Raw genomic sequence first — 26,768 nt, 5'->3', positions numbered from 1 at the left:
CATACCAGTAAATTGCGCCCCACCCTTCGAGACGTCACCGGCAGACGGGGCAACGGATGAGCACGGACGACCGCGTCGCGGTGACGACCGGGATCGCACGACTGCACGCGTCGCCCGGACTCGCCGGGCCCGGCCGGCTGGGGCTGGTGACCAACCACACCGGCGTCCTCCCCGACCTGCGCCCCGCCGCGCCCGCGCTGCTCGCGGCCGGCGCGCCGCTGGTCGCCCTGTTCGGACCCGAGCACGGGCTGCACGGGACCGGCCAGGCCGGGGAGGGCGAGACCGCCCGGCGGGACCCCACCACCGGCCTGCCGGTCCACGACACCTATCGGTGCGACGGCGACCGCCTCGACACCCTGCTGGGCGACAGCGGCGTCGACGCCCTGGTGTTCGACCTCCAGGACATCGGGGCCCGGTTCTACACCTACGTGTGGACGATGTTCGACCTGATGGTCTCGGCGGCCCGTACGGGCGTACGGTTCGTGGTCGCCGACCGGCCGAATCCGCTCGGCGGGCTCGTCAGCGAGGGCCCGCTGCTCGACCCGGCGTGGGCCAGCTTCGTCGGGCGCGCCCCGATACCTGTCCGGCACGGCCTCACCTGCGGCGAACTCGCCCGGCACCTCAACGCCTCCGCTGTCCCCCAAGTCGCCGGACGACCAGCCGAGTTGACGGTGATCGAGGTGGTCGGCTGGCAGCGCGCCATGGACGCGGCGGCCACCGGCCTGCCGTGGATCGCGCCCTCGCCGAACGTCCCGACGCCCGCCACGGCCGCCGTCTACCCGGGCACCTGCCTGTTCGAGGGGACGAATCTCTCGGAGGGCCGGGGCACCACGCAGCCCTTCGAGATCGTCGGGGCTCCGTACATCGACGCGCGGTTCGCACCCGCGCTCGCCGAACTCGCCCTGCCGGGAGTGCACTTCCGTGACCTGCGCTTCGTACCGACCTTCCACAAGCACGCCGGACGGCCGCTGCGCGGGGTCCAGCTCCACGTCACCGACCGCGTGGCGTTCGCTCCCGTGCGCACCGCCGTCGCGATGCTCGCCACACTGCGGCGGCTGTACCCGGACGACTTCGCCTGGCACACCGCGGACGCCGGCGCGGACGGGACCGGGGAGACCGGCCGCCGTCCCTTCATCGACCTGCTGTGGGGGTCCGACCGGTTGCGGCGCACCGTCGACGCGGGCGACGACCCCCTGCCGCTGTGCGCCCCGCCGGCACCGCCCGCCGACTGGTCCGGCGCCGAGGTGCTGCTCTACCCCTGAGCCCGCGGCTGCCGTCGTACACCCCGGCTCCGGGACCGGGGCCGTGACCCACGGAAGGACACCCCGTCGATGACCGACCGCACGACGACATCCCGGGCCGGAACGCGTGGCTTTCGTGTGGGTGACGGACCTCGGCTGGTGGAGGCGTGGCGGCGGAGCGCGCCGGCCGACCCCATCACCCCGGACCGCTTCCGCTCCCTGGTGCTGCTCGACGCCAACTTCGACCCGGAGGGGCTCCGGGTCGCCGTCGACGGCGACCGAGTCCTCGGCGCGGCCTACGCGGTGCGCCGTCTGACGCCGATGAGCGGCACGGACCTGGAGCCGGAGCAGGGCTGGATCCCGTTCTTCTTCGTCGACCCGGCCGCCCGTGGGCACGGCCTCGGCCGCCGGCTGCTGACCGACGCCCTCGACTGGCTGCACGGCCACGGCCGCACCCGCGTGGACTTCTCCTCGTACACCCCGAACTACCTCCTCCCCGGGCTGGACGCCGAGACGTACCCGGAAGCGGCGAAGCTCCTCGACTCGCTGGGCTTCCGGACCCTGTACGAGGCGGCGGCGATGGACCGCGGCCTGGTCGGCTATCGCTTCCCCGACGTGGCCGCGCGCCGCCGGGACGAACTGGCGGCCTGCGGCTACCTGTTCGCCACCCCGTCCGACGACGACCTGGTGGACCTGGTGGCGCTCGCCGGGAGCCACTTCAACCCGGACTGGGCGCGGGCGATCCGGGAGTGCGTGGCCGCCGGCACGCCGCTCGACCGGATCGTCGTCGCCCGGGACCCGTCGGGCCGCCTGGCCGGCTGGGCGATGCACGGGGCGTACGCGTCGGCCGACGAGCGGTTCGGCCCGTTCGGCGTGCTGGAGGAGATGCGCGGCACCGGGCTCGGCACGGTCATGCTCCACCTGGTCCTGGAGCGGATGCGGGCGCGCGGCGCGCACTGCGCGTGGTTCCTGTGGACCGGCGAACGGTCCCCGGCGGGGCGGCTGTACCGCGCGGCCGGCTTCACCACGACCCGGGTGTTCCGCGTCCTGCGCCGGGAGGCCGCCCGATGACGCCGGGCAGCCCCTCCGACGGCCTGCCCGCCCGTCGGTCGCCACGGCGGACGGCCGGCCCGAGCCGCCGTCACTTCGCACTCGCGCTGCCCACGGCGCTGCTCGCCTCCGGCTGCGCGGCACCGCACCGGGGCACCGGGCGGCCCGGGGACCCGATCGTCCTGACCCTGCTCTCCCACTACGCGAGCGGGGAGCTCAAGGAGGCGCTGCGGGGCCCGGTGGACGAGTGGAACGCCACGCACGACCGGGTCAAGGTGCGGACGAAGGCCGTCGAGTTCACGGACCTGCTGACCACGTTCATGGTCCGGCAGGCCGCCGGTCAGGGCGCCGACATCCTCCACCCGTACTGCCTGTGGAACGGCCAGCTCGTCCGGGCCGGCGTCCTGCGGCCCGCCCCGGCCGAGCACGCCGAGGAGATCAGGCGCGGCTACAGCGCCGCCGCGGTCGGCGCCGCGTCGGTGGGCGGCAGGGTGTACGGCTATCCCACCGAGGTCCAGACGTACGCCCTGTACTACAACAAGCGGCTGCTGCGCGAGGCGGGCCTCGGCGGCCCGCCGCGCACCTGGCGGGAGCTGGAGGAGGCGGCCTACCGCACCACCAGGCGGGACCGGTACGGCAACACGCTCGTCCAGGGCTTCGGCCTGTCGACCTACGACGACTCGACCACCGTCGGCCAGACGCTCGCGCTGCTCAACTCCGCCGGCGGAACGTTCGTCTCGGCGGACGGCCGGAGCACCGCCATCGACTCACCGGCCGGGCGGGCCGTGTTCGGCCTGGAGCACCGCCTCGTCGCCAAGGGGGCGAGCTCCCCCGGCGTCAACGTCTACCGCGCGTTCCCGTCCGGGCAGGTGGCCATGGTGATCAGCGCCGGCTGGTGGACGGGGAGCCTGAGGACCCTGATGGGCAAGGACTACCGCGACGTCGGTGTCGCGCCGGTGCCCCTGCCGGAGGCGGGCGGCGAACGCGCCACGCTCTGCACCGGTTTCATGCTCGGGGTCAACACGGCCAGTGCGCACCCGCGCGAGGCCTGGGAGTTCCTGCGCTGGCTCAACGCCGAGAAGACGGGCGGCACGAGGGGGGCGGTGGCGACCCGGATGAGCGCCCTCCAGGTGTCGGTCGGTTCCCTTACCGGACGCGCCGACGACATGCGGACGCTCCTGGGCGCGGGCGGCGGGAACGGGGCTGGCGATCCCAACCTGCGGCCGTTCCTGGACGCGCTGGCCTACGCGGTACCGGAGCCGAACGTGCCGGGCGCGCAGCAGGCCAAGTCGCTGCTGCGCAAGAACATCGAGGCGCTGTGGACCGGCCAGCGGTCGGTCGAGGAGGCGCTGCGCGTCACCCGCCGTCAGGTCGATCAGGAGGTGGCGCGCTCATGGTGAACGCCCTGGTGCCGGAGACGGCCGAACGGGCCCCCGGTGCGCGGACCGCCGGGCCCGCCGTCGACGGCCGTACCCGCCACCGGCGCCGCCAGACCGTCGTCGCCTACCTCTTCCTGGCGCCGGTGCTGCTGTTCTTCGCGGTCTTCCTGGTCCTGCCCCTCGGCTTCGCACTGCTGCTGTCCATGTCCCGCTGGTCCGGGTTCGCCCTGAGCGACATCGAGCCGGTCGGCCTGGACAACTTCACCGGCCTGTTCGCGGACGGATCGACGTTCCTGACGCCGATCCTCACCAATACGCTGCTGTTCGCCCTGGGCACCGTCGCCCTCGCCCTCGCCGGCTCGGTGCTCGTCGCCACCTGCATCGACAAGCTGCGGTTCCAGGGGCTGTGGCGGACCTTGTACTTCCTGCCGATCGTCACCACCGTCGTCGCCGTCGGCAACGTGTGGAAGTACATGTACGAGCCGGGCGGTCTGGTCAACGGCGTCCTCAACGCCGTCGGACTCGACTCGGTGGCGTTCCTCGCGGACCCGGACACCGCGCTGCCCTCGGTGGTGGTCGTCCAGGCCTGGGCCTCGCTCGGCTCGGCGATCCTGGTCCTGACCGCCGGGCTGAAGTCCATCCCCGAGTCGTACTACGAGGCCGCCGCGCTCGACGGCGCCGGACCCGTCACCGTCTTCTGGAGGATCACCCTGCCGCTGCTGCGGCCGTCCCTGCTGTTCGTGTGCGTCACCCAGTTCCTCACCGGCCTGCAGTCGTTCGCGCTGATCATCGTGATGACCAAGGGCGGGCCGGGTGACGCGACCAACGTGGCCGCGCTGGAGATGTACCGGCTGGCCTTCAGCTACGGCGACTGGGGCACCGCGAGCGCCGCCGCCTTCGTGCTGTTCGTGGTGGTCCTCGCGGTCACGCTGGCGCAGTTGTGGTGGTTCCGGCGCACAGGGGAGGACGCGTGAGCGGAGGGAGGGTGAAGGAGTCAGGACGCGTGAGCCGTCGCCGTTTCCCGTGGCTGTCGTACCTCGTGGTCGTGACCGGCGCCGTGCTCACGGTGGTGCCGTTCCTGGACATGGTGATGACGTCCTTCAAGGGCCCCGGTGAGTCCGGCACACTGCCGTACCGCTTCCTGCCCCAGGCGTTCGACCTCTCCAACTACCGGGCCGCGATCGGACAGTTGGACCTGCCGGTGCTCTTCCGCAACAGCGTCGTCGCCACCGCGCTGATCACCGGATCGGTGCTGCTCACGTCGTCCCTCGCGGGGTACGCGCTGGCCAAACTGCGCTTCCCCGGCCGGGACTTCGTCTTCCGCCTGGTGCTGTCCACGATGATGTTCCCGCCGTTCCTCTTCTTCATCCCGCACTTCCTGATCCTGGTGCACTGGCCGCTGGCGGGCGGCAACGACCTGTTCGGGCGCGGCGGCGCGGGCCTGACCGTCAGCATCGCGGCGCTCGCCGTGCCGTTCCTCGTCAACGGCTTCGGGATCTTCCTGACCCGCCAGTTCATGGTCGCGATCCCGGACGAGGTGCTGGAGGCGGCGCGCATCGACGGCGCCGGCGAGTTCGCCGTGTGGTGGCGGATCGTGGTGCCGCAGACCAAGCCGGTCCTGGTCACGCTCGGGCTGCTGACCTTCGTCGACGCCTGGAACGAGTACATCTGGGCGCTGCTCGTCTCGACCGCCAACCCGGACGTGATGACCCTGCCCGTCGGCATCCAGCTCCTCCAGGACCACGTCGACCCCACCCGCACGATGCCCATCGTCATGGCCGGTCTCGTCCTGAGCATCCTGCCGGTCCTGGTCCTCTTCCTGCTGCTGCAGAAGTACTACATCAGGGGCGTCATGCTCAGCGGCCTCAAGTGAACCCGGCACCGCGGACGGCCTCGCGCCAGAGCCCCAAGATCCCGTCCCACCGCCGCGCGAACTGCGGGCGTTCCGTGGAGGTGATGTCACGGGCGACGGCGAGACGGCGGCGCATGCCGCAGTCCGGGAAGATCAGAGGGGTTGTCGGCGAGGGCGGCCGTGTCCTTGTCCTCGGGGGCGGCCAGGACCTCGCGGGCCGCCGGGACCGGGCAGACGTCCCGGTCGGGGATCATCAGCGAGTCCGACCACAGCTCGGCGCCCCCCTCGGGGACACGTCCCCGCTGACCAGGTCCTTGGTGTAGTCGTTGCCGGTGAACCGGCGTATCCGGCCCCGGCGGACCCCGCGCTCGACCTGTCGCAGACCTGGTGGAGGTCGTCCGCGGTCCACCGGGTGATGTCGACGCCGTTGCCCTGCATGAGCAGCGCGAACGACTCGTCAGGCCGGACAGCAGGGTCACGCGGCCCTTGAGGTCCTCGGCTCACAGGTCGGAGACACGGCGTATCTCGCGGCCGAGTCCGCGGCGGTTGTAGGCGATGCCGGTGATGCCGGACTGCCACGGCACGGTGAACCGGCGGCCCTTGTCGGAGGCGGGCGAGCGGAGCAGCGGGTCGAGGTGCCCGGCCACGTTCGGCTGGTGGGCGCGGTCGATCTCCTGGACCCAGCCGAGCCGGACGTACCGGGCGCACATCCAGTCGCTGACGACGATCAGATCGCGGCCGGTGGACCGGTGGCTCATCAGCGCGGGGCTGATCTTGCCGAAGAACCGCGCGGAGTCGTCGGCCACGGCCCGGTCACCGGGCGCCACGTACGCGGCGGGCACTGCGCAGCCGCCCAGGGCACCGGGCGCGGCGGTGCTCCCGAGGGCGGCGAGGAGGCAGCGGCGGGACGGCAGGGGCTCGCGGGGGGGAGTTCCGGGACCCCCCGCAAGCATGCCGTCCCGTCGTGTGGACGACCAATCGGCCCAGGGGCCGTCAGCCGTCGAGGGACGTCATCACGTGCTTGATGCGCGTGTAGTCCTCGAAGCCGTACGCCGACAGGTCCTTGCCGTAGCCGGACTTCTTGAAGCCGCCGTGCGGCATCTCGGCGACCAGCGGGATGTGGGTGTTGATCCACACGCAGCCGAAGTCGAGCTTCTTGGACATGCGCATCGCGCGGGCGTGGTCCTTGGTCCACACCGAGGACGCGAGGGCGTACTCGACGCCGTTGGCCCACTCGACGGCCTGGTCCTCGTCGGTGAAGGACTGGACGGTGATGACGGGGCCGAAGACCTCGTTCTGGATGATCTCGTCGTCCTGCTTCAGGCCGGAGACGACGGTCGGGGCGTAGAAGTAGCCCTTGTCGCCGACCTGCTGGCCGCCCGCCTCGACCTTGGCGTGGGCGGGGAGGCGCTCGATGAAGCCGGAGACCTGCTTGAGCTGGTTGGGGTTGTTCAGCGGGCCGAAGAGCACGTCCTCGTCGTCCGGCTGGCCGGTCTTGGTCTCGGACGCGGCCTTGGCGAGCGCGGCCACGAACTCGTCGTGGATCGACTCCTGGACGAGGACGCGGGTGGCGGCCGTACAGTCCTGGCCGGCGTTGAAGAAGCCGGCGACGGAGATGTCCTCGACGGCCTTGGCGATGTCGGTGTCCTCGAAGACGACGACCGGGGCCTTGCCGCCCAGCTCAAGGTGGACCCGCTTGAGGTCCTTGGAGGCGGACTCGGCGACGGACATGCCGGCGCGCACGGAGCCGGTGATGGAGGCCATGGCCGGGACGTCGTGCTCGACCATCATGCGGCCGGTGTCGCGGTCGCCGCAGATGACGTTGAAGACGCCCTTGGGCAGGATCGAGCCGATGATGTCGGCGATCAGGACGGTGGAGGCCGGGGTGGTGTCCGACGGCTTGAGGACGACCGTGTTGCCGGCGGCGATGGCCGGGGCGAACTTCCACACGGCCATCATCATCGGGTAGTTCCACGGCGCGACCTGCGCGCAGACGCCGACCGGCTCACGGCGGATGATCGAGGTCATCCCGTCCATGTACTCGCCGGCCGAGCGGCCCTCCAGCATCCGGGCCGCGCCCGCGAAGAAGCGGATCTGGTCGACCATCGGCGGGATCTCCTCGGAGCGGGTGAGCCCGACCGGCTTGCCGGTGTTCTCCACCTCGGCCGCGATCAGCTCCTCGGCGCGCTCCTCGAAGGCGTCGGCGATCTTCAGGAGGGCCTTCTGCCGCTCGGCCGGCGTGGTGTCGCGCCAGCCCGGGAAGGCGCGGGCGGCGGCCTCCATGGCGGCGTCCACGTCCGCCTGCCCGGACAGCGGCGCGGTGGCGTACGCCTCGCCCGTCGCGGGGTTGACCACCTCGGTGGTCCGTCCGTCGGCGGCGTCCCGGAACTCACCGTCGATGTAGTTGCGCAGACGACGCAGCTCGGTGCTCACTGCCGGCCTCCTGATCTGGTTCAAGCTGTCCGATCTCTGAGACACCCACCCTAGTCGGCGCACCGACGTTTTCAACACCCCCACCGCGACCACTTCTGCGAAATCCGCAAGGTCCGGTCTCGTAAACAACGAATTTCATCGATCGGGCCTTGCGAAACTGTCGAGACGTCGTGCACAGTGAGCCCGTGGCCAGTCGAAGCGCAGACCAGAGGGACTCGTCCCGCGAGTCCAGGAACGGCGGCAGTCCCCAGCTGGACGCCGTCTCCCTCGCCATCATTCAGCAGCTCCAGGAGGACGGCCGCCGGCCGTACGCCGCGATCGGCAAGGCCGTCGGCCTGTCCGAGGCGGCCGTGCGGCAGCGCGTGCAGAAGCTGCTTGACCAGGGCGTGATGCAGATCGTCGCCGTCACGGATCCGCTCACCGTGGGCTTCCGCCGGCAGGCGATGGTCGGGATCAACGCCGAGGGCGATGTCGAGAAGATCGCGGACGCGCTGACTGACATGTCGGAAGTCGAGTACGTGGTGATGACCGCGGGCTCGTTCGACATCCTCGCGGAGATCGTCTGCGAGGACGACGACCACCTGCTGGACGTCATCAACAAACGCATCCGGTCCCTGCCCGGAGTGCGCTCCACCGAGAGCTTCGTCTACCTGAAGCTCAAGAAGCAGACCTACATGTGGGGAACCCGATAACCGTGAGGACCCGATAACCGTGAGCAGCAAGGACCTCAGCCGCACCGCGTACGACCACCTGTGGATGCACTTCACCCGCATGTCCTCGTACGAGAACTCCCCCGTACCGACCATCGTCCGGGGTGAGGGCACCTACATCTACGACGACAAGGGCAAGCGCTACCTCGACGGTCTCGCGGGTCTGTTCGTGGTCCAGGCCGGTCACGGCCGCACGGAACTCGCCGAGACCGCCTTCAAGCAGGCCCAGGAGCTGGCCTTCTTCCCGGTGTGGTCGTACGCCCACCCCAAGGCCGTCGAGCTGGCCGAGCGCCTCGCCGACTACGCCCCGGGCGACCTGAACAAGGTCTTCTTCACCACCGGCGGCGGCGAGGCCGTCGAGACCGCCTGGAAGCTCGCCAAGCAGTACTTCAAGCTCCAGGGCAAGCCGACCAAGTACAAGGTCATCTCCCGCGCGGTCGCCTACCACGGCACCCCGCAGGGCGCCCTGTCGATCACCGGCCTGCCGGCTCTGAAGGCCCCCTTCGAGCCGCTGGTGCCGGGTGCGCACAAGGTCCCGAACACCAACATCTACCGCGCGCCCATCCACGGCGACGACCCGGAGGCCTTCGGCCGCTGGGCCGCCGACCAGATCGAGCAGCAGATCCTCTTCGAGGGCCCGGACACCGTCGCCGCGGTCTTCCTGGAGCCGGTGCAGAACGCCGGCGGCTGCTTCCCGCCGCCCCCCGGCTACTTCCAGCGCGTGCGCGAGATCTGCGACCAGTACGACGTGCTGCTCGTGTCGGACGAGGTCATCTGCGCCTTCGGCCGCCTCGGCACGATGTTCGCGTGCGACAAGTTCGGCTACGTCCCGGACATGATCACCTGCGCCAAGGGCATGACCTCGGGCTACTCCCCGATCGGCGCGTGCATCGTCTCCGACCGGATCGCCGAGCCGTTCTACAAGGGCGACAACACCTTCCTGCACGGCTACACCTTCGGCGGCCACCCCGTGTCGGCCGCGGTCGGCCTCGCCAACCTCGACCTGTTCGAGCGCGAGAACCTCACCCAGCACGTGCTGGACAACGAGGGCGCCTTCCTGCAGACCTTGCAGAAGCTGCACGACCTGCCGATCGTCGGCGACGTCCGCGGCAACGGCTTCTTCTACGGCATCGAGCTGGTGAAGGACAAGGCCACCAAGGAGTCCTTCAACGACGAGGAGACCGAGCGCGTCCTGTACGGCTTCCTCTCCAAGGCGCTGTTCGACAACGGCCTGTACTGCCGTGCCGACGACCGTGGCGACCCGGTCGTCCAGCTCGCCCCGCCGCTGATCTCCGACCAGGGGACCTTCGACGAGATCGAGCAGATCCTGCGGGCCACCCTCACGGAGGCGTGGACCAAGCTCTGATCATCCGACGGGATGACCGAACCCGGCCCCGGTGCCCTCCGTTCGAGTGAGAACGGCGGCCCGGGGCCGTGTGCTGTCCGGGCTCCCGTCCGGGACCTGCCTAGCGTGCCAGTGACCGATCGGCCCTGCCTTCGTTCCCCCGGACGAGGGAACAGGCACGGGAAAACGGATCTGAACCGAGGTGTACGCCCATGGAGGCTCCGCCGGACAACGACGTGCTCTGGGCACGCTCCCTGCACTTCAGCCACCGCGACGGCTCCCCCGGACTCGCCGGGATCTCGCTCGGCGTACGGCAGGGCGAGATCCTCGCCGTCAGCGGGCCGCGAGGCAGCGGCAAGACAACCCTGCTGCGCTGCCTGTCCGGCCTGGAGCCGGTGCGGTGCGGTGAGGTCTGGTTCAACAGCTCCCCCGTGCACACGCTCGGCCCGATGGCCCGCGAGCGGCTGCGCCGGGACCGCTTCGGCTGGATCGACCCCGAGCCGTTCCTGGTCCCCGAGCTGAACGTCTGGGAGAACGCCGCGCTCCCGCTGATGCTGCGCGGCGCCGGGCGGCGCCGGGCCAAGGTGTCCGCGCTGGAGTGGCTGGAGCGGCTGGACGTCGGCGAGAAGGCCCGCAGCCGCCCCCGCGACCTCCAGCACGCCGAACGCCAGCGCGTCGCCATCGCCCGCGCGCTCGCCGCCGGGCCCACCGTCCTCTTCGCCGACGAGCCCACGGCCCCGCTGCACCGCGCCGACCGCGCCCACGTCCTGCGCACGCTCACCGCGGCGGCCCGCTCGCACGGCATCACGGTCGTCCTCGCCACGCACGACGCCGAGACCGCCGCCCTCGCCGACCGTACGGTGGCCCTGCTGGACGGGCGGCGCGTGCACACCGTGCACCTGCCGGACAGCCCCGACACGGAAGGCCGGGCCGCGTGCTCGCTCTCCGTCTGACCCGTGCCGCCCGGCCCGCCGTCCAGCTACGCCGTCTGCTGGTGGCCGCGGCCTCGGCGGGCACCGGATTCCTGCTGCTGTCCTGCCTCGGCCACGCCCTGAACCGCCCCGAGGCCGCGGGCGCCGCCGCGCTGCGCCTGGCCTGGTGCGCGGTGCCGCTCGCCGCCACGGTCTACCTCGCGCTCGCCGTCGCCCGCACCGACCCCGGCACCCGGCCGCGCCCCGGCCTGTCCGCCGTGGGCCTGGGCCCGGCCCGCCTCATGGCCGTCTCCGCCCTGACGACGGCCCTGTCCTGCACCCTGGGCTCGCTGCTGGCCCTTCTGGTCTTCCTCCACCTGCGCGGCGACCTGACGGGCATGCCGTTCGACGGCGCGGCGGCGGACGTCCTGGCGGCGGACCACGCCCTCCCCCTCCCGGCGACCCTGACCCTCCTCGCCCTGCTCCCGGCCACGGCGACGACGGCGGTGGCCCTGGCGTTGCGCCCGAGGGACCCGGTCCCCCCACCCCGGACCGGCCGGGGCTTCGGCCGCTTCGGGGCGTACGGGGGGTCGCCGAAGAAGGAGACGTTCGGAGCGGCGGGCCGGTTCAGGGGACGCGCGACAGCGGCCCCGCAGGCACAGGCCCCGCGGGCACGGGCGGCAGCGGACCCGCGTCCCGCGGGCGGAGAGGACGCGGCGCGGGGTACCGCGCCCGATCCCGAGCCCCCCACACCGGCAGCGGCACCGGACACCGACATCCAGCCCCCCGCCGGCCTCCCCTGGGGCGTGGCCCTCGTCACCGCCGGCCTGGCCGTACAGGCCTACGCCGGCCGCTCCACGCCCGCCCCCTCCCTCGCCGTCCTCCTCGGCTGGCTCCTCACCGCCACCGGTCTCGTCCTGGCCTCGCCCGGCCTCACCCACCTGTGCGGACGGCTCCTCCAGTCCACCCGCCCGGGGGCGCTGAGGCTGCTCGCAGGCCGCGTCCTGATGGCGGAGGCCGCCCGGATCGGCCGTCCGCTGGGCGTGGTCTGCGCGGTGGCCTCCGCCGGCTACGCCATGACCGCCCTGTACGACGGCGCCGGCCCGGCCCCCGCCTTCGGCCCGCTGTCCGCACTCGGCGCGCTCGTCGTCGCGGGCTCCACGCTCGCCACCCTCCTCACCGCGGCCGTGGAGGCCCGCCAGTGCCGCGCCGACACCATCGCCGCGCTGCTCCGCCTCGGCGCGCCGGCCGCGATGCTGCGCGGCGCCGCCGCCCTCCGCGCGGCCGCCCTGCTGGCTCTGTTCGGCCCGCTCACCCTCGGGATCGCCGCCCTGTCGGCACTGCCGCTGACCTGAAAAAGACTTCGGCGCTCGCCGATGAGTCCGGCGCGGGCCGCCGGTCTACCCACCGAACACGACGCACCGCGCACGCCCCGGAAGGGAGAGGCCCGCATGTACCAGCAGATGATCTTCGTGAACCTGCCCGTGAACGACCTGGACGCCTCGAAGAAGTTCTTCACGGAACTCGGCTACTCGATCAACCCGCAGTTCAGCGACGACAACGCGGCCTCCGTGGTGATCAGCGACACCATCGTCGCGATGCTGCTGACCAAGCCGTTCTACGCGACCTTCACCAAGAAGGAGATCGCCGACGCGACGACGACCAGCGAGGTGCTGATCTGTCTGAGCGCCGAGAGCCGCGAGAAGGTGGACGAGCTGGTCGACAAGGCCATCGCGGCCGGTGGTTCGGCGAGCGGCGAGCCCCAGGACCAGGGCTTCATGTACGGCCGCGCCTTCGACGACCTCGACGGCCACACCTGGGAGGTCGTGTGGATGGACCCGGCGGCCATCCAGAGCTGACCCCGCAGCCCGAACATCCGTGCCAGCATGGGCGGGTGCAACCGACACCCGCCCAGCCGCACCGCGCCGCCCGCGACCGCGAGATAGAGTCCCTCGCCGAGTTCGACGAGGTGGTCGCCGAACACGGCTCGCTCGCCCGGTTCCGGGTCCAGGCCGTCGATCTGACCAGCCGTACGGACGTCCTGCTCCGCCTCGACACCACGGGCGCCGTCTTCCTCGGCTGCCCGATGGACCCCGATGCCGCCGCCCGGGTCCGGGCGGCCGGGGCCCTGGTGTTCCCGCCCGTACCGGGGCTCCCGTTCGACCCGTACCGCGCCTTCGTCTACACGCCCGACGAACTGTTCGAGTCGCTGGACGCGGGGTACGAGGCGACGCCGGACGCGCGCGCCTACGCCTGGTTCCAGCGCACGCAGGGCGACGGCGACGTCTTCGCCTCCATGCTCCGCGCGATCCACGACGACGCCGTCTCCGACGCCCTGGACGAACTCCTCGAGGGCGCCCGGGTGGTGGGCGTCATGGGCGGCCACGCGATGGCCCGTGGCACCGACGCGTACGCCGGTGCCGCCCGGCTCGGCCGCGAACTCGCCCGCGCCGGCTTCACGGTGGCCACCGGCGGCGGACCGGGCGCGATGGAAGCCGCCAACCTCGGCGCCTACGCCGCTCCGTTCGCCGACGACATGCTGGACGACGCGCTCCGGCTGCTCGCCAAGGCACCCTCGTTCCGGCCGTCGGTCAGCGAGTGGGCGCGCGTCGCGTTCGAGGTGCGCGAGCGCTGGCCGGGCGGCGGGGACTCGGTGGGCATCCCCACCTGGTTCTACGGCCACGAGCCGCCGAACGCCTTCGCCGCGCACATCGCCAAGTACTTCGCCAACGCCACCCGCGAGGACGGCCTGCTGGCCCGCTCCACCGCCGGGGTGGTCTTCCTGCCGGGCGCCGCCGGGACCGTGCAGGAGGTCTTCGACAACGCGACGCCCAACTACTACGAGTCACGCGGCGAGCCGACCCCGATGGTGCTCGTGGACAGCGGGCACTGGACGCGGGAGCTGCCGGCCTGGCCGTTGCTCCGGTCGCTGGCGCGGGGGCGGGCGATGGAGTCCCGTATCGCCCTCGTTGACCGGATCGAGCAGGCTCCGGACGCGCTCAAACGTCTGGGCGGTTAATAAGCGGGCAAAGTCAACGGCCGCTGACGGCTGATACGTTGACACTACTTATGGAGCGCTTATAAATCTGTGAGCCTCCCGGGGTTGCTGGGGCCTCGGCTGTCCGCATCTCGTTCTTCGCCCCAACTCCCCCTCCACCCCCCGCAATTGCACTCTGTAAAGGACAAACGTTGTCCATGACTCTCCGTAGCGTACGTCGTTCCGTGCGCGTTCTGGGTGTCGCCTCCGGGTCGGCGGCGCTGGTGCTGGGCCTGGCCGGCTCCGCTCTCGCGTGCAACATCAAGGACTTCTCCGCCGAAGCCAAGTGCGACGGCGACAAGGGCGTCATCGTCGTCACCGACACGGACGCGTCCGCCAAGGACGCCACCGTCAGCGTCTTCCTCAAGGGCGTCGGCGGCGTCGAGACCAAGATCGGCGAGCAGCCGGTCAAGGGGTCCAAGGAGGGTGCCCGGATCACCTTCTCCGAGGACTGGAAGCCGAGCGCCACCTACCGGATCCACGTCAAGGCGGGCAACATCGTCGACGAGGACATCCAGCCGGACCTGGTGACCCCGTCCACCGCCTGCAAGACCGAGAGCGAGACCCCGAAGCCGACGGACAGCGCCACCCCGTCGCCGTCGCCATCGTCGTCGCCGAGCAAGTCCGCCCCGGCCCAGCCGGCGACCCCGACCCCGTCGGCCTCCGGGGCCGGCTCCGCCCCGGCCGGCACCTCCGAGAACGCGCCGTCCCCGGCGGCCGGTGAGTCCAACCTCGCCGAGACCGGTGCGAACTCCAACACCGGCCTGATCGCCGGCGTCGCGGCGCTCCTGGTCGTCCTCGGCGGTGGCGCCGTCTGGTTCGGCATGCGCCGCCGTGGGGCGAGCCGCAACGGCTGACCCCACCGCCGTACCGCTCCGGCCCGTCCCCTGTGCCCAGGGGGCGGGCCGGTGCGCGTCAGCCGAACGTGGTCCGCTCCAGCCAGAACTCCAGCACCTCGCGGTCGCCGAGCACCTCCAGGCCGGGCGTGTCCAGCGGCAACCGGCGGTAGAACGCGAGCAGTACCGGGGTGAGCGGACCGCGCAGCGCGACCGTGGCCTTCTCGTGCCCGCGCCGCCAGCGCATCCCCTCCTCGCCCAGCTCGACGATCCACTCGGCGTTCAGGTCCGGGGCGGCGTCGGTGGCGTGCAGATGGATGGAGCGCTCCGGGCCGCGCAGGTCCCGCGCCGCCTTGTGGGGCGTGTTGCGCTGCACCCACTCCACGAGCTGGAGCCACTCGTCCAGCGCGTCCGCCGCGATGTCCGGCGCCACCTCGTACGGCAGCCCGGCGGCGAGCGCGGCGTCGGCCCGGTGCACGGTGATCTCGCAGGCCATGCGGCGGGCCCAGAAGCCGCTGTTCAGCATCCCGGTCCACGCCCACACCCCGGTGTCGGGGCCGGCCTCGCGCAGCGCGCCGACGACCAGCTCCCCGGTGTCGGCGAGCCACTTGTCCAGGGCCGCCGCGTCCCCGCGTTCCTGCGGACCGGCACCCAGCGGCACCTGGTCCGGCGGGATGTTCTCCTGCGCCCGGGTGCGCACCAGCGCGTCCACCCAGCGCAGGGCGCCCCCCATGTGGCGTACGAGGTCTTCCAGCGACCAGTCGGGGCACGTCGGCACGGTCGCGGACAGATCGGCGCCCGAGGTCACCACGGCCCTCAACTGCTCAACCTGCTGGGCGATTTCGTCACAGTAACGGTCATGCGTGAGCAAAGGCATGACCTCACCCTAAGGGCGCGATGATCAGTCGAGCACGACGGTTTCGGCCACGTCGAACTCCACGCCGACCGGGGCGCCGGGCTCCGGTGCGTCCCGGAGCGGGCAGGCCGCCTCCAGTCGGGGGCCGTCCGCCGGCTGGAGGTGGACGGCCACATGGGTGCCCTTGAAGGTGCGCGCGGTCACCGTGCACGCCAGGCCCTGGTCGGCCGGCACCAGCCGGACGCCGGCCGGACGGACGAGGACCGTGCGGTGACCCCGCGGGGAGCCGTCCGGCACCGGCAACTTGCCCCACGGGCTGTCGGCCGCCGTACCGGCGACGGTCGCCTGGACCACGTTCTCGAAGCCGAGGAAGCGGGCCACGAAGGCGTCGGCGGGCCGCTGCCACACCTCGAGCGGCGTCCCGGACTGCGCGATGCGCCCGTCCCGCATCACCACCACCCGGTCGGCCAGCGCGAACGCCTCACCCTGGTCGTGGGTCACGGCGAGCACGGTCGTCCCCAACCGGCCGAACAGCTCCCGCAGTTCGACCACCAGCCGCTCCCGCAGCGAGCGGTCGAGCTGGCCCAGCGGCTCGTCCAGCATCAGCAGCCGGGGCCGGGGCGCGAGCGCCCGGGCGAGGGCCACACGCTGCTGCTCGCCGCCGGACAGCGAGGCCACCGCCCGCCGGGCGGCACCGGGCAGTCCGACCAGCTCCAGCAACTGGCCCACCTCGGCGTCCCGTTCGTCCTTGGCGACGCCGTGCATGCGCAGCCCGAACGCCACGTTCGCGCCGACGTCCCGCTGCGGGAACAACTGGTGGTCCTGGAACATCAGTCCGACGCCCCGCTGGTGCGCGGGTACGCCCGCCTGGTCCCGGCCGTCGAGCAGGATCCGTCCACCGGACAGGGGCTGGAGCCCGGCCACGGCCCGCAGCAGCGTCGACTTGCCGCTGCCGCTGGGCCCGAGGACGCACACCACCTCGTGTTCGGCGACATCGAGGCCGACGGCGTCGAGCACGGCCCGCCCGCCGAAGCGCACGGTCGCGGCATCCAGGCTCAGCAGCATCTAGAACTCCCCCGTCCGGTCGGTCCGCAGCCGCTCCAGGACCAGCAGCGCGGCGGCGCACACCACCATCAGAATCGTCGAAAGGGCCATCGCCTGGCCGTAGTTCAGGTCGCCGGGGCGGCTGAGCAGCCGGGCCACCGCGACCGGGAGCGTGGGGTTGTCGGGGCGGGCGATGAACACGGTGGCCCCGAACTCGCCGAGCGACACGGCGAACGCGAACCCGGCCGCGACCAGCAACGCCCGCCGCACCAGCGGCAGGTCCACCTCACGCCACACCCGCCAGGGCGAGGCGCCCAGCACGACCGCCGCCTCCCTGAGCCGGACGTCCACCGCGCGCAGCACGGGCAGCATGGTCCGTACGACGAACGGGGCGCCGACCAGCGCCTGGGCCAGCGGCACCAGGATCCAGGACTGGCGCAGGTCCAGCGGCGGCTTGTCGAGCGCGATCAGGAAGCCGAAGCCGACGGTCACGGCGGAGACGCCGAGCGGCAGCATCAACAGCGCGTCGAATCCCCGCACCAGCCGTCCCGCGTCCCGCCGGGCCAGCGCGGCGGCGGCGAGACCACCGATCACCACGGCGATGGCGGTGGCCGCGACCGCGTACTCCAGCGAGGTCCACACCGCGTGCACGGGCGCCACCAGGAACGTACCGCCGTCCGCGCGGGTCAGCGCCCGGTAGTAGCCGAGACCGGGCGCGTCCAGGGAGCGGCGGACGAGGACGGCGAGCGGCAGGACCAGCAGCAGCGCGACGACGGCGAGGACCGAGGCGAGCAGGGCCCACTGCCCGGCGCCGTGCGGGCGCCGGGCCGTCACCGTCGGGTCCACGAGCCGCAGCGCGGTCTCCCGGCGCCGTACCGTCCAGGCGTGCACGGCGAGGACCGCGCCGACGGCCGCGAACTGGACCAGGGTGAGCACGGCGGCCGTGGACAGGTCGAAGACCTCGGAGGTCTGCCGGTAGATCTCCACTTCGAGGGTGGAGAAGGTGGGGCCGCCGAGGATCTGCACCACCCCGAAGGAGGTGAAGGTGAACAGGAACACCATCAGGGCGGCGGCGGCCACGGCGGGCGCGAGCGCGGGCAGGGTGACCTTTCGCCAGGCCGTCAGCGGGGAGGCGCCCAGCATCCGCGCGGCCTCCTCCTGCCGGGGGTCGAGCTGCGCCCACAGCCCGCCGACCGTGCGGACGACGACCGCGAAGTTGAAGAAGACGTGGGCCAGCAGGATCGCCCACACCGTGGTGTCCAGCCGTACCCCCCACAGCTCGTCGAGCAGCCCGCCCCGGCCGACCAGCGCCAGGAAGGCGCTGCCCGCGACGACGGTCGGCAGCACGAACGGGACGGTGACGACGGCCCGCAGAAGCTGCTTGCCCGGGAAGTCGAGGCGGGCGAAGACGTAGCCGGCGGGCAGGGCGAGCAGCAGCGTGAGCGCGGTGGAGGCGAGTGCCTGCCAGGTGGTGAACCACAGCACGTGCCGGATGTCCGGCTGGGCGACGACGTCCGCGATCCGCCCGAGGTGCCAGGCGCCGTCCGTCTTCAGCCCGCGCGCCACGATCGCGGCCACGGGCCAGGCGAAGAACAGCGCGAAGAACGCGACGGGCAGGGCCATCAGCCCGAGCCGCGCCGCGCTCCCGCGCCTGTCCCTCGTGCGGGCGGTCACCTCAGGACGAGTGACGTCCACGACTTGACCCACTGGTCGCGGTTGGCGGCGATCTTGTCGGGGGCCATGGTCTCGGGATCCTTGGCGGCCGGACCGTACTTCGTGAAGTCGGCGGGCACGGCGGCCCCCTTCACGACCGGGTAGACGAACATGTTCAGCGGCATGTCCTCCTGGAACTCCTTGGAGACCAGGAAGTCGATGAACGCCTTGGCACCCTCGGGGTTCTTCGCGTTGCCGAGCAGCCCGGCGAACTCGATCTGCCGGAAGCAGGTGCCGGTGGCCACGCCGGTCGGGGCGGTGGCGGGCCGCTTCTTCGCGTAAATCACCTCGGCGGGCGGGGAGGAGGCGTACGACACCACGAGCGGCCGGTCGCCGCCCGCCTTCTTGCCACCGGTGGAGCCGGAGAACTCCTGGGAGTAGGCCTGCTCCCAGCCGTCGACCACCTTGACGCCGTTGGCCTTGAGCTTCTTCCAGTAGTCCTGCCAGCCCTTGTCCCCGAACCGCGCGGCGCTGCCGAGCAGGAAGCCGAGGCCGGGCGAGGAGGTGGCCGCGTTCTCGGTGACGAGGAGGTTCTTGTACTGGGGCTTGGCCAGGTCGGCGTAGGTCTGCGGCGGGGCCAGCCGGTGCTTGCTGAACCACGCCTTGTCGTAGTTGACGCAGATGTCGCCGTAGTCGACGGGCGTGACCCGGTGCTTGCCCTTGTCGAGCTGGTACGAGGCGCCGACCTGGTCGAGGCCCTTGGCCGTGTACGGCTGGAACAGCCCGTTGTCGAGGGCCCGGGACAGCAGGGTGTTGTCGACGCCGAAGAAGACGTCGCCCTGCGGGTTGTCCTTGGTGAGGATGGCCTTGTTGACGGCCTGGCCGGCGTCGCCGTCGTTGAGCACCCGCACCTTGTACCCGGACTGCTTCTCGAAGTCCTTCAGCACGTTCTTGGAGACGGCCCACGAGTCGTGGCTGACGAGGGTCACGGTCTTGGAGTCGGCGGACGACTCGCTCCCGCCGGAACCGCACGCGGACAGGCCGATCAGGCCGAGCCCGACCGCCACGGCCACGAAGGTCTTGTTGTGCACTGGATGTCCTCCTGGGGTTGGCCAGGAAGAGACGCGGCCCTGCCCGGGCTCCGCTGGGGAGGCCCGGGCAGGGTGCAACAGCTTGAGTGATGACCGAACTTCCTACCCAGAATGACCTGGGCGAGGTTCAGAGGGTCTGCGGCCCGGTGCCGCACTCTCAGCGCTGTGGCGCTCCCCTGTCGGAATATGAAGATGTGTGGACCCGGTCAGATTACCGCTCGGTGGCCGCGAGCTGACCACAGGCCCCGTCGATCTCCTGACCACGGGTGTCCCGGACGGTGACGGGCACGCCGTGCGCGGCGATGGCCTCCACGAACGCCTTCTCGTCCTCCGGCCGTGAGGCGGTCCACTTCGATCCCGGCGTCGGGTTCAGCGGGATGAGGTTGACGTGCACGGGCTTGCCCTTGAGCAGTCGCCCGAGCCTGTCCCCCCGCCACGCCTGGTCGTTGATGTCGCGGATGAGCGCGTACTCGATGGACAGCCGGCGCCCGGACTTCTCGGTGTACTCGAACCCGGCGTCCAGCACCTCGCGCACCTTCCACCGCGTGTTCACCGGGACGAGGGTGTCGCGCAGCTCGTCGTCGGGGGCGTGCAGGGAGATCGCGAGCCGGCACTTGAAGCCCTCGTCGGCGAACCGGTGGATGGCCGGCACCAGCCCGACGGTGGAGACGGTGATCCCGCGCTGCGAGAGGCCGAGCCCGTCCGGGGCCGGGTCGGTGAGGGCCCGGATGGCGCCGACGACCCGCTTGTAGTTGGCGAGCGGTTCGCCCATCCCCATGAAGACGATGTTGGACAGCCGCGCGGGCCCGCCGGGCACCTCCCCGTCCCGCAGCGCCCGCATGCCGTCCACGATCTGGTGGACGATCTCGGCGGTGGACAGGTTCCGGTCCAGCCCCGCCTGCCCGGTCGCGCAGAACGGGCAGTTCATACCGCACCCGGCCTGCGAGCTGATGCACATGGTGACCCGGTCCGGGTACCGCATGAGCACGGACTCGACCAGCGTCCCGTCGAACAGCCGCCACAGCGTCTTGCGCGTGGTCCCCTGGTCGGTGGACAGATGCCGGACGACGGTCATCAGCTCCGGGAACAGCGCTTCCTGGAGCTTGGCGCGGGAACCGGCGGGGATGTCGGTCCACTGCTCCGGGTCGTGCGCGTACCGCGCGAAGTAGTGCTGCGAGAGCTGCTTGGCACGGAACGGCTTCTCACCGATCCCGGCCACCGCTTCCTTGCGCTCGGCGGGCGTGAGGTCGGCGAGATGCCGCGGCGGCTTCTTGGCTCCGCGCGGCGCGACAAAAGTGAGTTCTCCGGGCTTGGGCATGGTGGTTCCAGTGTCGCAGATCGACTTGGGTGGCCTGGGGCTGCGGCCCGCTACGAGCTGGAGGTCGCCGCTGAACGGCGTTCGACGTCCCAGGGACGGCCCAGCGGAGATCACCCATCGGCTGCACGCCACCCGTCGTGTGCGGCCGGCGTTCCAGGGCCCGTCGGGGAGACGGTAGGCGAAAGCTGCGTGCACACCATCGGGTCGTTCTGTACAGAGGTCCTGGAGGACGGCGGAGCCTCCGTGGTTGAATCCAGGCCTCAGCCGCCAAGGCCTCTAGCAGGGGATGGGACGTGCTCGACGACCAGCGCATCGCGAAGATCGCGGACAACGTACGGGCCCGGAACGGCGATTTGGCGCCCGTCCTCAACGCCCTGTGCATGGCGGAGGAGATGGGCGAAGCGGTGCAGCAGATCCGCCGCCACGAGGGTCACGCCCGGCGACCGGCCACGTGTGACGAGGTCGGCGAGGAGATGGCCGACGTGATCATCTCGACCGCGGTGACGGCTCAGCTCATGGGCATCGACCTCGGCGCCCACGTCCGGGCAAAGCTGGACCGGATCATGGAGCGCGGGGGTCGTTGAGAGGTTCGTTCGGCGTACCAGCCCGGCGCGGACGAGGTCCAGGCTTCCAGGGCCTAGTCGGTGATCCGGTACCAGGTCGCCGTCTTGCCGGTCGCCTCGCCGAGCTGCTGAGCCATCTCCGCGACGATCGCATCCGCCGCGTCAGGGTCTGGTGCGCCGTCCACGGACACGTACCAGGTGCCTGCGAGTTCCCAGGATGCCGACACCATGGCGTCACCCGTACGGAAGGAGTGATCGCTCTCACCCTTGATGGCGTGACACTCGAACGATCGGGGATGCAGGACGGCCGGGAAGTCAGCGCGCGGCAGGACAGGCCAGTCGTCACCACTGGCGGTGCTGAGCGTGAATTCGGCCACGGTGAGATCCTTTCAGGCGGCCGAGATCGCCGGCTTCGGTGACCAGGCGTTCCGCTTCCAGCGCCTTGTAGGCGACATGGACGGTGGCCTAGTCCCCGTCGGTGTCCCCGCTCCCCCGGCTCCGGTTCTTCTGGGCGCTGCTCACCAGCTCGCCCGCGCCGCGCGTCAGGGCCGCGACGATCCGGACCCAGCGCGGGCCGCCGCGCTCGGCCCACACCACGCACACGCAGCCGCCGATGACGAGTGCGAGGACGCCGAGCAGTAGAAAGATCATGTTCCCCCCATGTGTTCCTGCGTACCTTGCCACGGATCGTGTCACCACGTCACGGGCAGGGGTGTCACCACGTCACGGGCAGGGTCCTCGGTCCGCGGATCAGCCCCTGGCTCTGGAACTCGACCTCCTCCGGGGGCACGGCCAGGCGGATGCCGGGGAAGCGGGTGAGTACGGCGCCGATCATGACCTCGGCCTCCATGCGGGCCATGACGGCGGCCAGGCAGTGGTGCGGGCCGTGTCCGAAGGCCACGTGGGCGAGGTTGTCGCGGTCGAAGTCCAGGGCGTCGGGGTCGGGGAAGACCTCGGGGTCGCGGTTGGCGGCGAGATAGGCGTTGTAGACGACGTCACCGGCCCGGATCAGCCGGCCGCCGACCTCGACGTCCTCCGTGGCGACGCGGGGGATGCCGACGCCGTTGCGGTGCGGGACGTAGCGGAACAGCTCCTCCACGGCCCGGGGCAGCAGCTCCGGCTCGCGGCGCAGCCGCTCCAGGTGGCCGGGGTGGGTGAGCAGCGCGTACATCATCGAACCGCTGTTGTTGCGGACCGCGTGGCCGCCGCTGACCTGGACGGCGGTGGCGAGGGAGATCGCCTCGTCGTCGGTGATCTCGCCGGCCGCGGCCGCCGCTGCCAGCACGCCGGCCAGATCGTCGCGGGGTTCCTCTCGGCGCCTTCGGAGCAGTTCGGTGATCCGGGCCCGGGTGGTCCGGGCCGCCTCCTTGGCCCGCTCCTCCGACTCTGCGCCCGCGGACAGCAGGGCCTCGCCCGTCGCGGCCCAGCGGTGCCAGTCCTTCTCCTCCACGCCGAGGAAGTCGTGGAGTACGGCGATCGGGAACGGGCCGTGCAGGTGTTCCATGAGGTCGGCCGGGGCACCGGCACGTTCCATGCCGTCGAGCAGACCGGCGGCCCTGCGCTCCGCGAGCGGTCGCAGCCGCCGCATGCTCCGCCCGGTGAACGCGCGGGCGACGACCCGCCGCAGCCGGGTGTGCCGGGGCGGATCGACGTACTGCAGGCCCGCCGTCTGCGAGGCCACCGGCACCGGGCGCATGGTGGTGACCGCGCGGCCGACGACCTGTTGCCGGGAGAAGCGCGGGTCGGAGGTGACGAACCGGACGTCCTCATACCGGGTGACCAGCCACGCGCACCCCTCCCCGTACGGCAACCTGATCCGCGCGACCGGCTCCTCCCGCGACAACACGTCCAGGAACGGATCGGGAGCGAGCGCGGGCAGATCCTCGACGGGCCAGAAGCGGACGGGCGGGGGTGGTGGGGTGGAGGCGGTACGAGCAGGGGCCGGGCCGGTGGAGGTGGGCACTGGGCCGGCGCGGCTGAAAGCGCGGGCCGGGCCGACAGGGGCTGAGGCCGGGTCGGCGCAGGTGGCGGCTGGGTCGGCGCCGCTGAAAGCGCGGGCCGGGCCGACAGGGGCTGAGGCCGGATCGGCGCAGGCGGCGGCTGGGTCGGCGCCGCTGAAAGCGCGGGCCGGGCCGACAGGGGCTGAGGCCGGGTCGGCGCAGGCGGCGGCTGGGTCGGCGCCGCTGAAAGCGCGGGCCGGGCCGACAGGGGTGGAGGCGGGGTCGGCGCCACCTGAAGCGCGGGCAGTATCGGCGCAGGTGGCGGCCAGGTCGGCGTCACCGAAAGCGCGGGCCGGATCGGCGCAGGTGGGGGCCGAGACGGGCGCTGGGTCGGCAGCGCCCGCGGCCCGGTCGGCCGAGGTGGGCGCCGGGTCCGCCGACGTGGGCGTGGGGTCGACGGGCATCGGCTCACTCCCTGCTGTGTCGCCGGGCGGCAATGGCACGGCCGTCCTCTGAGGAGTCTGCCGCGCGTCGGCACCGGCCGCCGATTCCTGCTGCGGCATCCGGGTGCGGAGTTTCTGGGCCCGGGCTACCGGGTACCGCGTGCGGAGTGTCCCGGTACGACGACGGCCCCCGCCCTTTTTCAGGACGGGGGCCGAAGAGCCGTACCGCTCACGCAGACCGGCCGCTCACGCGGAGCCGACGAAGATCACCATCAGCAGCCACACCACCGGAGCCGTGGGCAGCAGCGAGTCGAGGCGGTCCATGATGCCGCCGTGACCGGGAAGCAAGGTGCCCATGTCCTTGATGCCCAGGTCCCGCTTGATCATGGATTCGCCGAGGTCTCCCAGCGTGGCGCTGACCGCGACCGCGAGGCCCAGCAGCAGGCCCTGCCACCAGCTCCCGTCGTCGATCAGGAACTGCATGCACAGCGCGCCGGCGACCATCGCGAACAGCACCGCGCCCAGCAGCCCCTCGCGGGTCTTGCCGGGGCTGATGCGCGGCGCGAGCTTGTGCTTGCCGAAGCGCCAGCCGATCGCGTAGGCACCGGTGTCGCTGACGACCGTCAGGAGCAGGAAGGTGAGCACCCGCCAGGGACCGTCGTCGGCGGTCAGCATCATGGCGACGAACGTGGCCAGGAACGGCACGTAGAACGCGGCGAAGAGGCCGGCCGTGACATCCCTGAGGTAGTTCTCCGGTGGCTCCGTCATCCGCCAGACCAGCGCGGCCAGCGCCGTCAGGGCCATGGCGACCCACGCGCCCTCGGCCCCGCGCACATACCCGGCGACGACCATCGCCGCGCCGCCGACCGCGAGCGGAACCAGCGGCGCCTTGATGCCCTTGCGCTCCTGGAGCCTGCTGGTCAGCTCCCACAGGCCGACGACGACGGCGACCGCGATCACGCCCACGAACACGGCCTTGACGATGAACAGGGACGCGACGATCACCACACCGAGCCCGAGGCCGACGCCTATGGCCGCGCTCAGGTCACGGCCCGCGCTCTTCTTCTGCGGCGCTGGCGCCGGCTGCGGGACGTCGGGCATGGGCTCCGGGTTCTGGGTCTCGGCCGGGAGTTCCCGGGCCTGGAACGTCTCGTCTCGGAACAGGGGGCCGCTCAGCCGAGCGGCCCCCCGGTCGTCGTCCTGGTCTCCTCCGCCATACGCGGGGGCGTCCGGCACGATGGGCATGGGGCGAGTCTGCTGCGCCTCAGGCGCATCGTACGTGGGACCCGCCGGGCCGGCCCCCGGGACAGGCTGGGCGGACCCACCCCCGGTGGGCCCCCAGTACCCGGCCTGGCCCGCCGATGGCGGCGCCCCCCAGGAAGAGTCGCTCATCAGACTTCGAGCAGCTCCGCTTCCTTGTGCTTGAGGAGCTCGTCCACCTGGGCGACGTACTTCGCCGTGGTGTCGTCGAGCTCCTTCTCCGCACGACGGCCCTCGTCCTCGCCGACCTCGCCGTCCTTGATCAGCTTGTCGATGGCGTCCTTGGCCTTGCGGCGCACCGAGCGGATGGACACCTTGGCGTCCTCGCCCTTGCCCTTGGCGACCTTGATGTACTCGCGGCGGCGCTCCTCGGTCAGCTCGGGGAACACCACACGGATGATGTTGCCGTCGTTGCTGGGGTTGACGCCCAGGTCGGAGTCGCGGATGGCCTGCTCGATGTTGCGCAGCGCGCTCTTGTCGAACGGGGTCACGACCGCCATGCGCGGCTCCGGCACGGAGAACGAGGCCAGCTGGTTGATCGGCGTCGCGGCACCGTAGTAGTCGGCCACGATCTTGTTGAACATCGCCGGGTGCGCACGGCCGGTGCGGATCGCGGCGAAGTCCTCCTTGGCGACCACGACGGCCTTCTCCATCTTCTCCTCGGCTTCGAGGAGGGTCTCTTCGATCACCACTTGCTCCTGCGTGTCTTGAGTAAGGCCCGGCTGCGGTTCCTGAGGTCGGTCGGCGGCCGGCTGCGTCGCGTCTTCTTCCTGCACGGTTCCCGACCGGCAGGACATTGTCCATCCCCCGGCCGGGGTCCGGCCCCCTCACAGGGCCGCACTTCACCGGCCGGGTTGATCCCGGGTCAGTCCCGGCTGCCCTGGTCACCCACCAGCGTGCCGATCTTCTCACCCTTGACGGCGCGGGCGATATTGCCTTCGGTGAGAAGCTCGAAGACGAGGATCGGCAGCTTGTTGTCGCGGCACAGCGTGATGGCGGTGGCATCGGCGACCTTGAGGTCGCGGGTGATGACCTCGCCGTAGCCGAGGGCGTCGAACTTGACGGCGTCGGGGTTGGTCTTGGGGTCGGAGTCGTAGACCCCGTCCACGCCGTTCTTGCCCATGAGCAGTGCCTCGGCGTCGATCTCCAGGGCGCGCTGGGCGGCGGTGGTGTCGGTGGAGAAGTACGGCATGCCCATACCGGCGCCGAAGATGACCACGCGGCCCTTCTCCAGATGGCGCACGGCGCGCAGCGGGATGTACGGCTCGGCGACCTGGCCCATGGTGATCGCGGTCTGCACGCGGGACTGGATGCCCTCCTTCTCCAGGAAGTCCTGGAGGGCGAGGCAGTTCATCACGGTGCCGAGCATGCCCATGTAGTCGGAGCGGGCACGGTCCATGCCGCGCTGCTGGAGTTCGGCGCCGCGGAAGAAGTTGCCGCCGCCGATGACGACCGCGATCTGGGCGCCGTCGCGCACGACGGCCGCGATCTCGCGGGCGATCTTGTGCACCACGTCCGGGTCGACGCCCAGTCCCCCGCCACCGGAGAAGGCTTCTCCGGACAGCTTCAGCAGAAACCGGCCGCGTACTTTGCCGTCGTCGCTCTTCTGGGCCTTGGTGGTCATGGGGATCCCAACTCTTTCACGTGTTGCACATACGAAGAAGGCCATTGCCGATGGGGTTGCTTTTCGCTCCCATGCGCGGCAATGGCCTCCTCGTCAGATCTGCTGCCGTCCGCCCCACGCCTGGGTGTGGCGGTGTGCGCGGACGACTGCCGTCGACCCTATCGGGATTTCCTCGTGGATTT

Annotated in this window: 25 protein-coding genes and 1 pseudogene; 13 read left to right on the top strand and 13 right to left on the bottom strand. The window is 71.6% G+C overall.

What is annotated here, in order from left to right; genetic code table 11:
* Nucleotides 1-56: 56 nt before the first annotated feature.
* The 5 genes from OO52_RS11595 (at nt 57) to OO52_RS11575 (ending at nt 5,543) form a co-directional block, all read left to right on the top strand.
* Complete coding sequence (locus OO52_RS11595; RefSeq protein WP_030648951.1) at nt 57-1,262, top strand: exo-beta-N-acetylmuramidase NamZ family protein; 1,206 nt, start codon at nt 57-59, stop codon at nt 1,260-1,262.
* A 117-nt stretch (nt 1,263-1,379) separates the two neighbouring features.
* Nucleotides 1,380-2,312, top strand: coding sequence for a GNAT family N-acetyltransferase (locus OO52_RS11590; protein ID WP_030648953.1), 933 nt, complete (start codon nt 1,380-1,382; stop codon nt 2,310-2,312).
* Complete coding sequence (locus OO52_RS11585; RefSeq protein ID WP_234339655.1) at nt 2,309-3,691, top strand: ABC transporter substrate-binding protein; 1,383 nt, start codon at nt 2,309-2,311, stop codon at nt 3,689-3,691. Before OO52_RS11590 ends, OO52_RS11585 begins: the two co-directional genes overlap by 4 nt.
* On the top strand, nt 3,685-4,644 hold the full coding sequence (locus OO52_RS11580) for a carbohydrate ABC transporter permease (RefSeq protein WP_030648956.1): 960 nt from the start codon (nt 3,685-3,687) through the stop codon (nt 4,642-4,644). The genes OO52_RS11585 and OO52_RS11580 overlap by 7 nt, the downstream gene beginning before the upstream one ends.
* A 29-nt stretch (nt 4,645-4,673) precedes the next feature.
* A complete protein-coding gene (locus OO52_RS11575; protein WP_030648958.1) occupies nt 4,674-5,543 on the top strand; it encodes a carbohydrate ABC transporter permease in 870 nt (289 codons plus the stop codon).
* Here OO52_RS11575 and OO52_RS11570 read toward each other — a convergent pair.
* Nucleotides 5,536-6,475 (bottom strand): annotated as a pseudogene (locus OO52_RS11570) (spermidine/putrescine ABC transporter substrate-binding protein). The gene OO52_RS11575 and the pseudogene OO52_RS11570 sit on opposite strands and share 8 nt — an antisense overlap.
* Nucleotides 6,476-6,515: 40 nt before the next feature.
* Nucleotides 6,516-7,955, bottom strand: coding sequence for a gamma-aminobutyraldehyde dehydrogenase (locus OO52_RS11565; protein WP_030648960.1), 1,440 nt, complete (start codon nt 7,953-7,955; stop codon nt 6,516-6,518).
* Nucleotides 7,956-8,125: 170 nt separating this feature from the next.
* Here OO52_RS11565 and OO52_RS11560 point away from each other — a divergent pair, with 170 nt between their 5' ends.
* The 7 genes from OO52_RS11560 to OO52_RS11530 all read left to right on the top strand — a co-directional run bounded on the left by OO52_RS11560 (nt 8,126) and on the right by OO52_RS11530 (nt 14,815).
* Nucleotides 8,126-8,647 carry an Lrp/AsnC family transcriptional regulator gene (locus OO52_RS11560; RefSeq protein ID WP_030648963.1) on the top strand — a complete coding sequence of 174 codons (522 nt, stop codon included), beginning with the start codon at nt 8,126-8,128 and terminating at the stop codon, nt 8,645-8,647.
* 19 nt (nt 8,648-8,666) lie between these two features.
* A complete protein-coding gene (locus tag OO52_RS11555; protein ID WP_030648966.1) occupies nt 8,667-10,031 on the top strand; it encodes an aspartate aminotransferase family protein in 1,365 nt (454 codons plus the stop codon).
* Nucleotides 10,032-10,222: 191 nt separating this feature from the next.
* Nucleotides 10,223-10,963, top strand: coding sequence for an ABC transporter ATP-binding protein (locus OO52_RS11550; RefSeq protein WP_030648968.1), 741 nt, complete (start codon nt 10,223-10,225; stop codon nt 10,961-10,963).
* Nucleotides 10,945-12,276, top strand: coding sequence for a hypothetical protein (locus OO52_RS11545; protein WP_030648971.1), 1,332 nt, complete (start codon nt 10,945-10,947; stop codon nt 12,274-12,276). Before OO52_RS11550 ends, OO52_RS11545 begins: the two co-directional genes overlap by 19 nt.
* Nucleotides 12,277-12,372: 96 nt before the next feature.
* Entirely contained in the window at nt 12,373-12,780 is a 408-nt protein-coding gene (locus tag OO52_RS11540; RefSeq protein WP_030648974.1) for a VOC family protein, read from the top strand.
* 35 nt (nt 12,781-12,815) lie between these two features.
* Nucleotides 12,816-13,940: an LOG family protein gene (locus tag OO52_RS11535; protein WP_030648977.1), complete on the top strand. Its 1,125-nt coding sequence runs from the start codon at nt 12,816-12,818 to the stop codon at nt 13,938-13,940.
* A 176-nt stretch (nt 13,941-14,116) separates the two neighbouring features.
* Complete coding sequence (locus tag OO52_RS11530) at nt 14,117-14,815, top strand: LAETG motif-containing sortase-dependent surface protein (protein ID WP_030648981.1); 699 nt, start codon at nt 14,117-14,119, stop codon at nt 14,813-14,815.
* A 58-nt stretch (nt 14,816-14,873) separates the two neighbouring features.
* Here the strand turns inward: OO52_RS11530 and OO52_RS11525 are convergent, their stop codons facing one another.
* From OO52_RS11525 to rlmN, 5 genes are all read right to left on the bottom strand, one after another.
* Nucleotides 14,874-15,671, bottom strand: coding sequence for a maleylpyruvate isomerase family mycothiol-dependent enzyme (locus OO52_RS11525; protein WP_030648984.1), 798 nt, complete (start codon nt 15,669-15,671; stop codon nt 14,874-14,876).
* A gap of 24 nt (nt 15,672-15,695) precedes the next feature.
* Complete coding sequence (locus OO52_RS11520) at nt 15,696-16,715, bottom strand: ABC transporter ATP-binding protein (RefSeq protein WP_030648987.1); 1,020 nt, start codon at nt 16,713-16,715, stop codon at nt 15,696-15,698.
* Nucleotides 16,716-18,317 (bottom strand): ABC transporter permease, encoded by a 1,602-nt coding sequence (locus OO52_RS11515; protein WP_030648989.1) that lies wholly within the window; start codon nt 18,315-18,317, stop codon nt 16,716-16,718.
* Nucleotides 18,318-18,364: 47 nt separating this feature from the next.
* Nucleotides 18,365-19,438, bottom strand: a complete 1,074-nt coding sequence (locus tag OO52_RS11510; RefSeq protein WP_030648998.1) for a thiamine ABC transporter substrate-binding protein — start codon at nt 19,436-19,438, stop codon at nt 18,365-18,367.
* Between the two features lie 211 nt (nt 19,439-19,649).
* The gene (gene rlmN / locus OO52_RS11505) at nt 19,650-20,756 is read right to left on the bottom strand and encodes a 23S rRNA (adenine(2503)-C(2))-methyltransferase RlmN (protein ID WP_030649000.1); all 1,107 of its coding nucleotides are present in this window, start codon (nt 20,754-20,756) and stop codon (nt 19,650-19,652) included.
* Nucleotides 20,757-21,049: 293 nt separating this feature from the next.
* On the opposite strand from rlmN, the gene OO52_RS11500 reads away from it, so the two are divergent.
* Nucleotides 21,050-21,340 (top strand): MazG nucleotide pyrophosphohydrolase domain-containing protein, encoded by a 291-nt coding sequence (locus OO52_RS11500; RefSeq protein WP_030649003.1) that lies wholly within the window; start codon nt 21,050-21,052, stop codon nt 21,338-21,340.
* Between the two features lie 53 nt (nt 21,341-21,393).
* Here OO52_RS11500 and OO52_RS11495 read toward each other — a convergent pair whose 3' ends face one another.
* The 6 genes from OO52_RS11495 to pyrH all read right to left on the bottom strand — a co-directional run bounded on the left by OO52_RS11495 (nt 21,394) and on the right by pyrH (nt 26,586).
* The gene (locus tag OO52_RS11495) at nt 21,394-21,696 is read right to left on the bottom strand and encodes a hypothetical protein (protein ID WP_030649005.1); all 303 of its coding nucleotides are present in this window, start codon (nt 21,694-21,696) and stop codon (nt 21,394-21,396) included.
* 88 nt (nt 21,697-21,784) lie between these two features.
* Nucleotides 21,785-21,970, bottom strand: coding sequence for a hypothetical protein (locus tag OO52_RS11490; protein ID WP_030649007.1), 186 nt, complete (start codon nt 21,968-21,970; stop codon nt 21,785-21,787).
* A 64-nt stretch (nt 21,971-22,034) separates the two neighbouring features.
* A complete protein-coding gene (locus tag OO52_RS11485) occupies nt 22,035-23,282 on the bottom strand; it encodes a cytochrome P450 (protein ID WP_030649009.1) in 1,248 nt (415 codons plus the stop codon).
* A gap of 666 nt (nt 23,283-23,948) precedes the next feature.
* Nucleotides 23,949-25,094, bottom strand: a complete 1,146-nt coding sequence (locus OO52_RS11480) for a phosphatidate cytidylyltransferase (RefSeq protein ID WP_106971969.1) — start codon at nt 25,092-25,094, stop codon at nt 23,949-23,951.
* Entirely contained in the window at nt 25,094-25,651 is a 558-nt protein-coding gene (gene frr / locus OO52_RS11475; protein WP_030649014.1) for a ribosome recycling factor, read from the bottom strand. Before frr ends, OO52_RS11480 begins: the two co-directional genes overlap by 1 nt.
* Nucleotides 25,652-25,827: 176 nt before the next feature.
* A complete protein-coding gene (gene pyrH, locus OO52_RS11470) occupies nt 25,828-26,586 on the bottom strand; it encodes a UMP kinase (RefSeq protein ID WP_030649017.1) in 759 nt (252 codons plus the stop codon).
* Between the last annotated feature and the right edge of the window lie 182 nt (nt 26,587-26,768).

It is taken from the genome of Streptomyces flaveolus, assembly GCF_000716535.1.
Lineage (GTDB): Bacteria > Actinomycetota > Actinomycetes > Streptomycetales > Streptomycetaceae > Streptomyces > Streptomyces flaveolus_A.
Note: the sequence above shows the minus strand (reverse complement) of the source record. Positions and strands in the feature narration are given on the sequence as shown.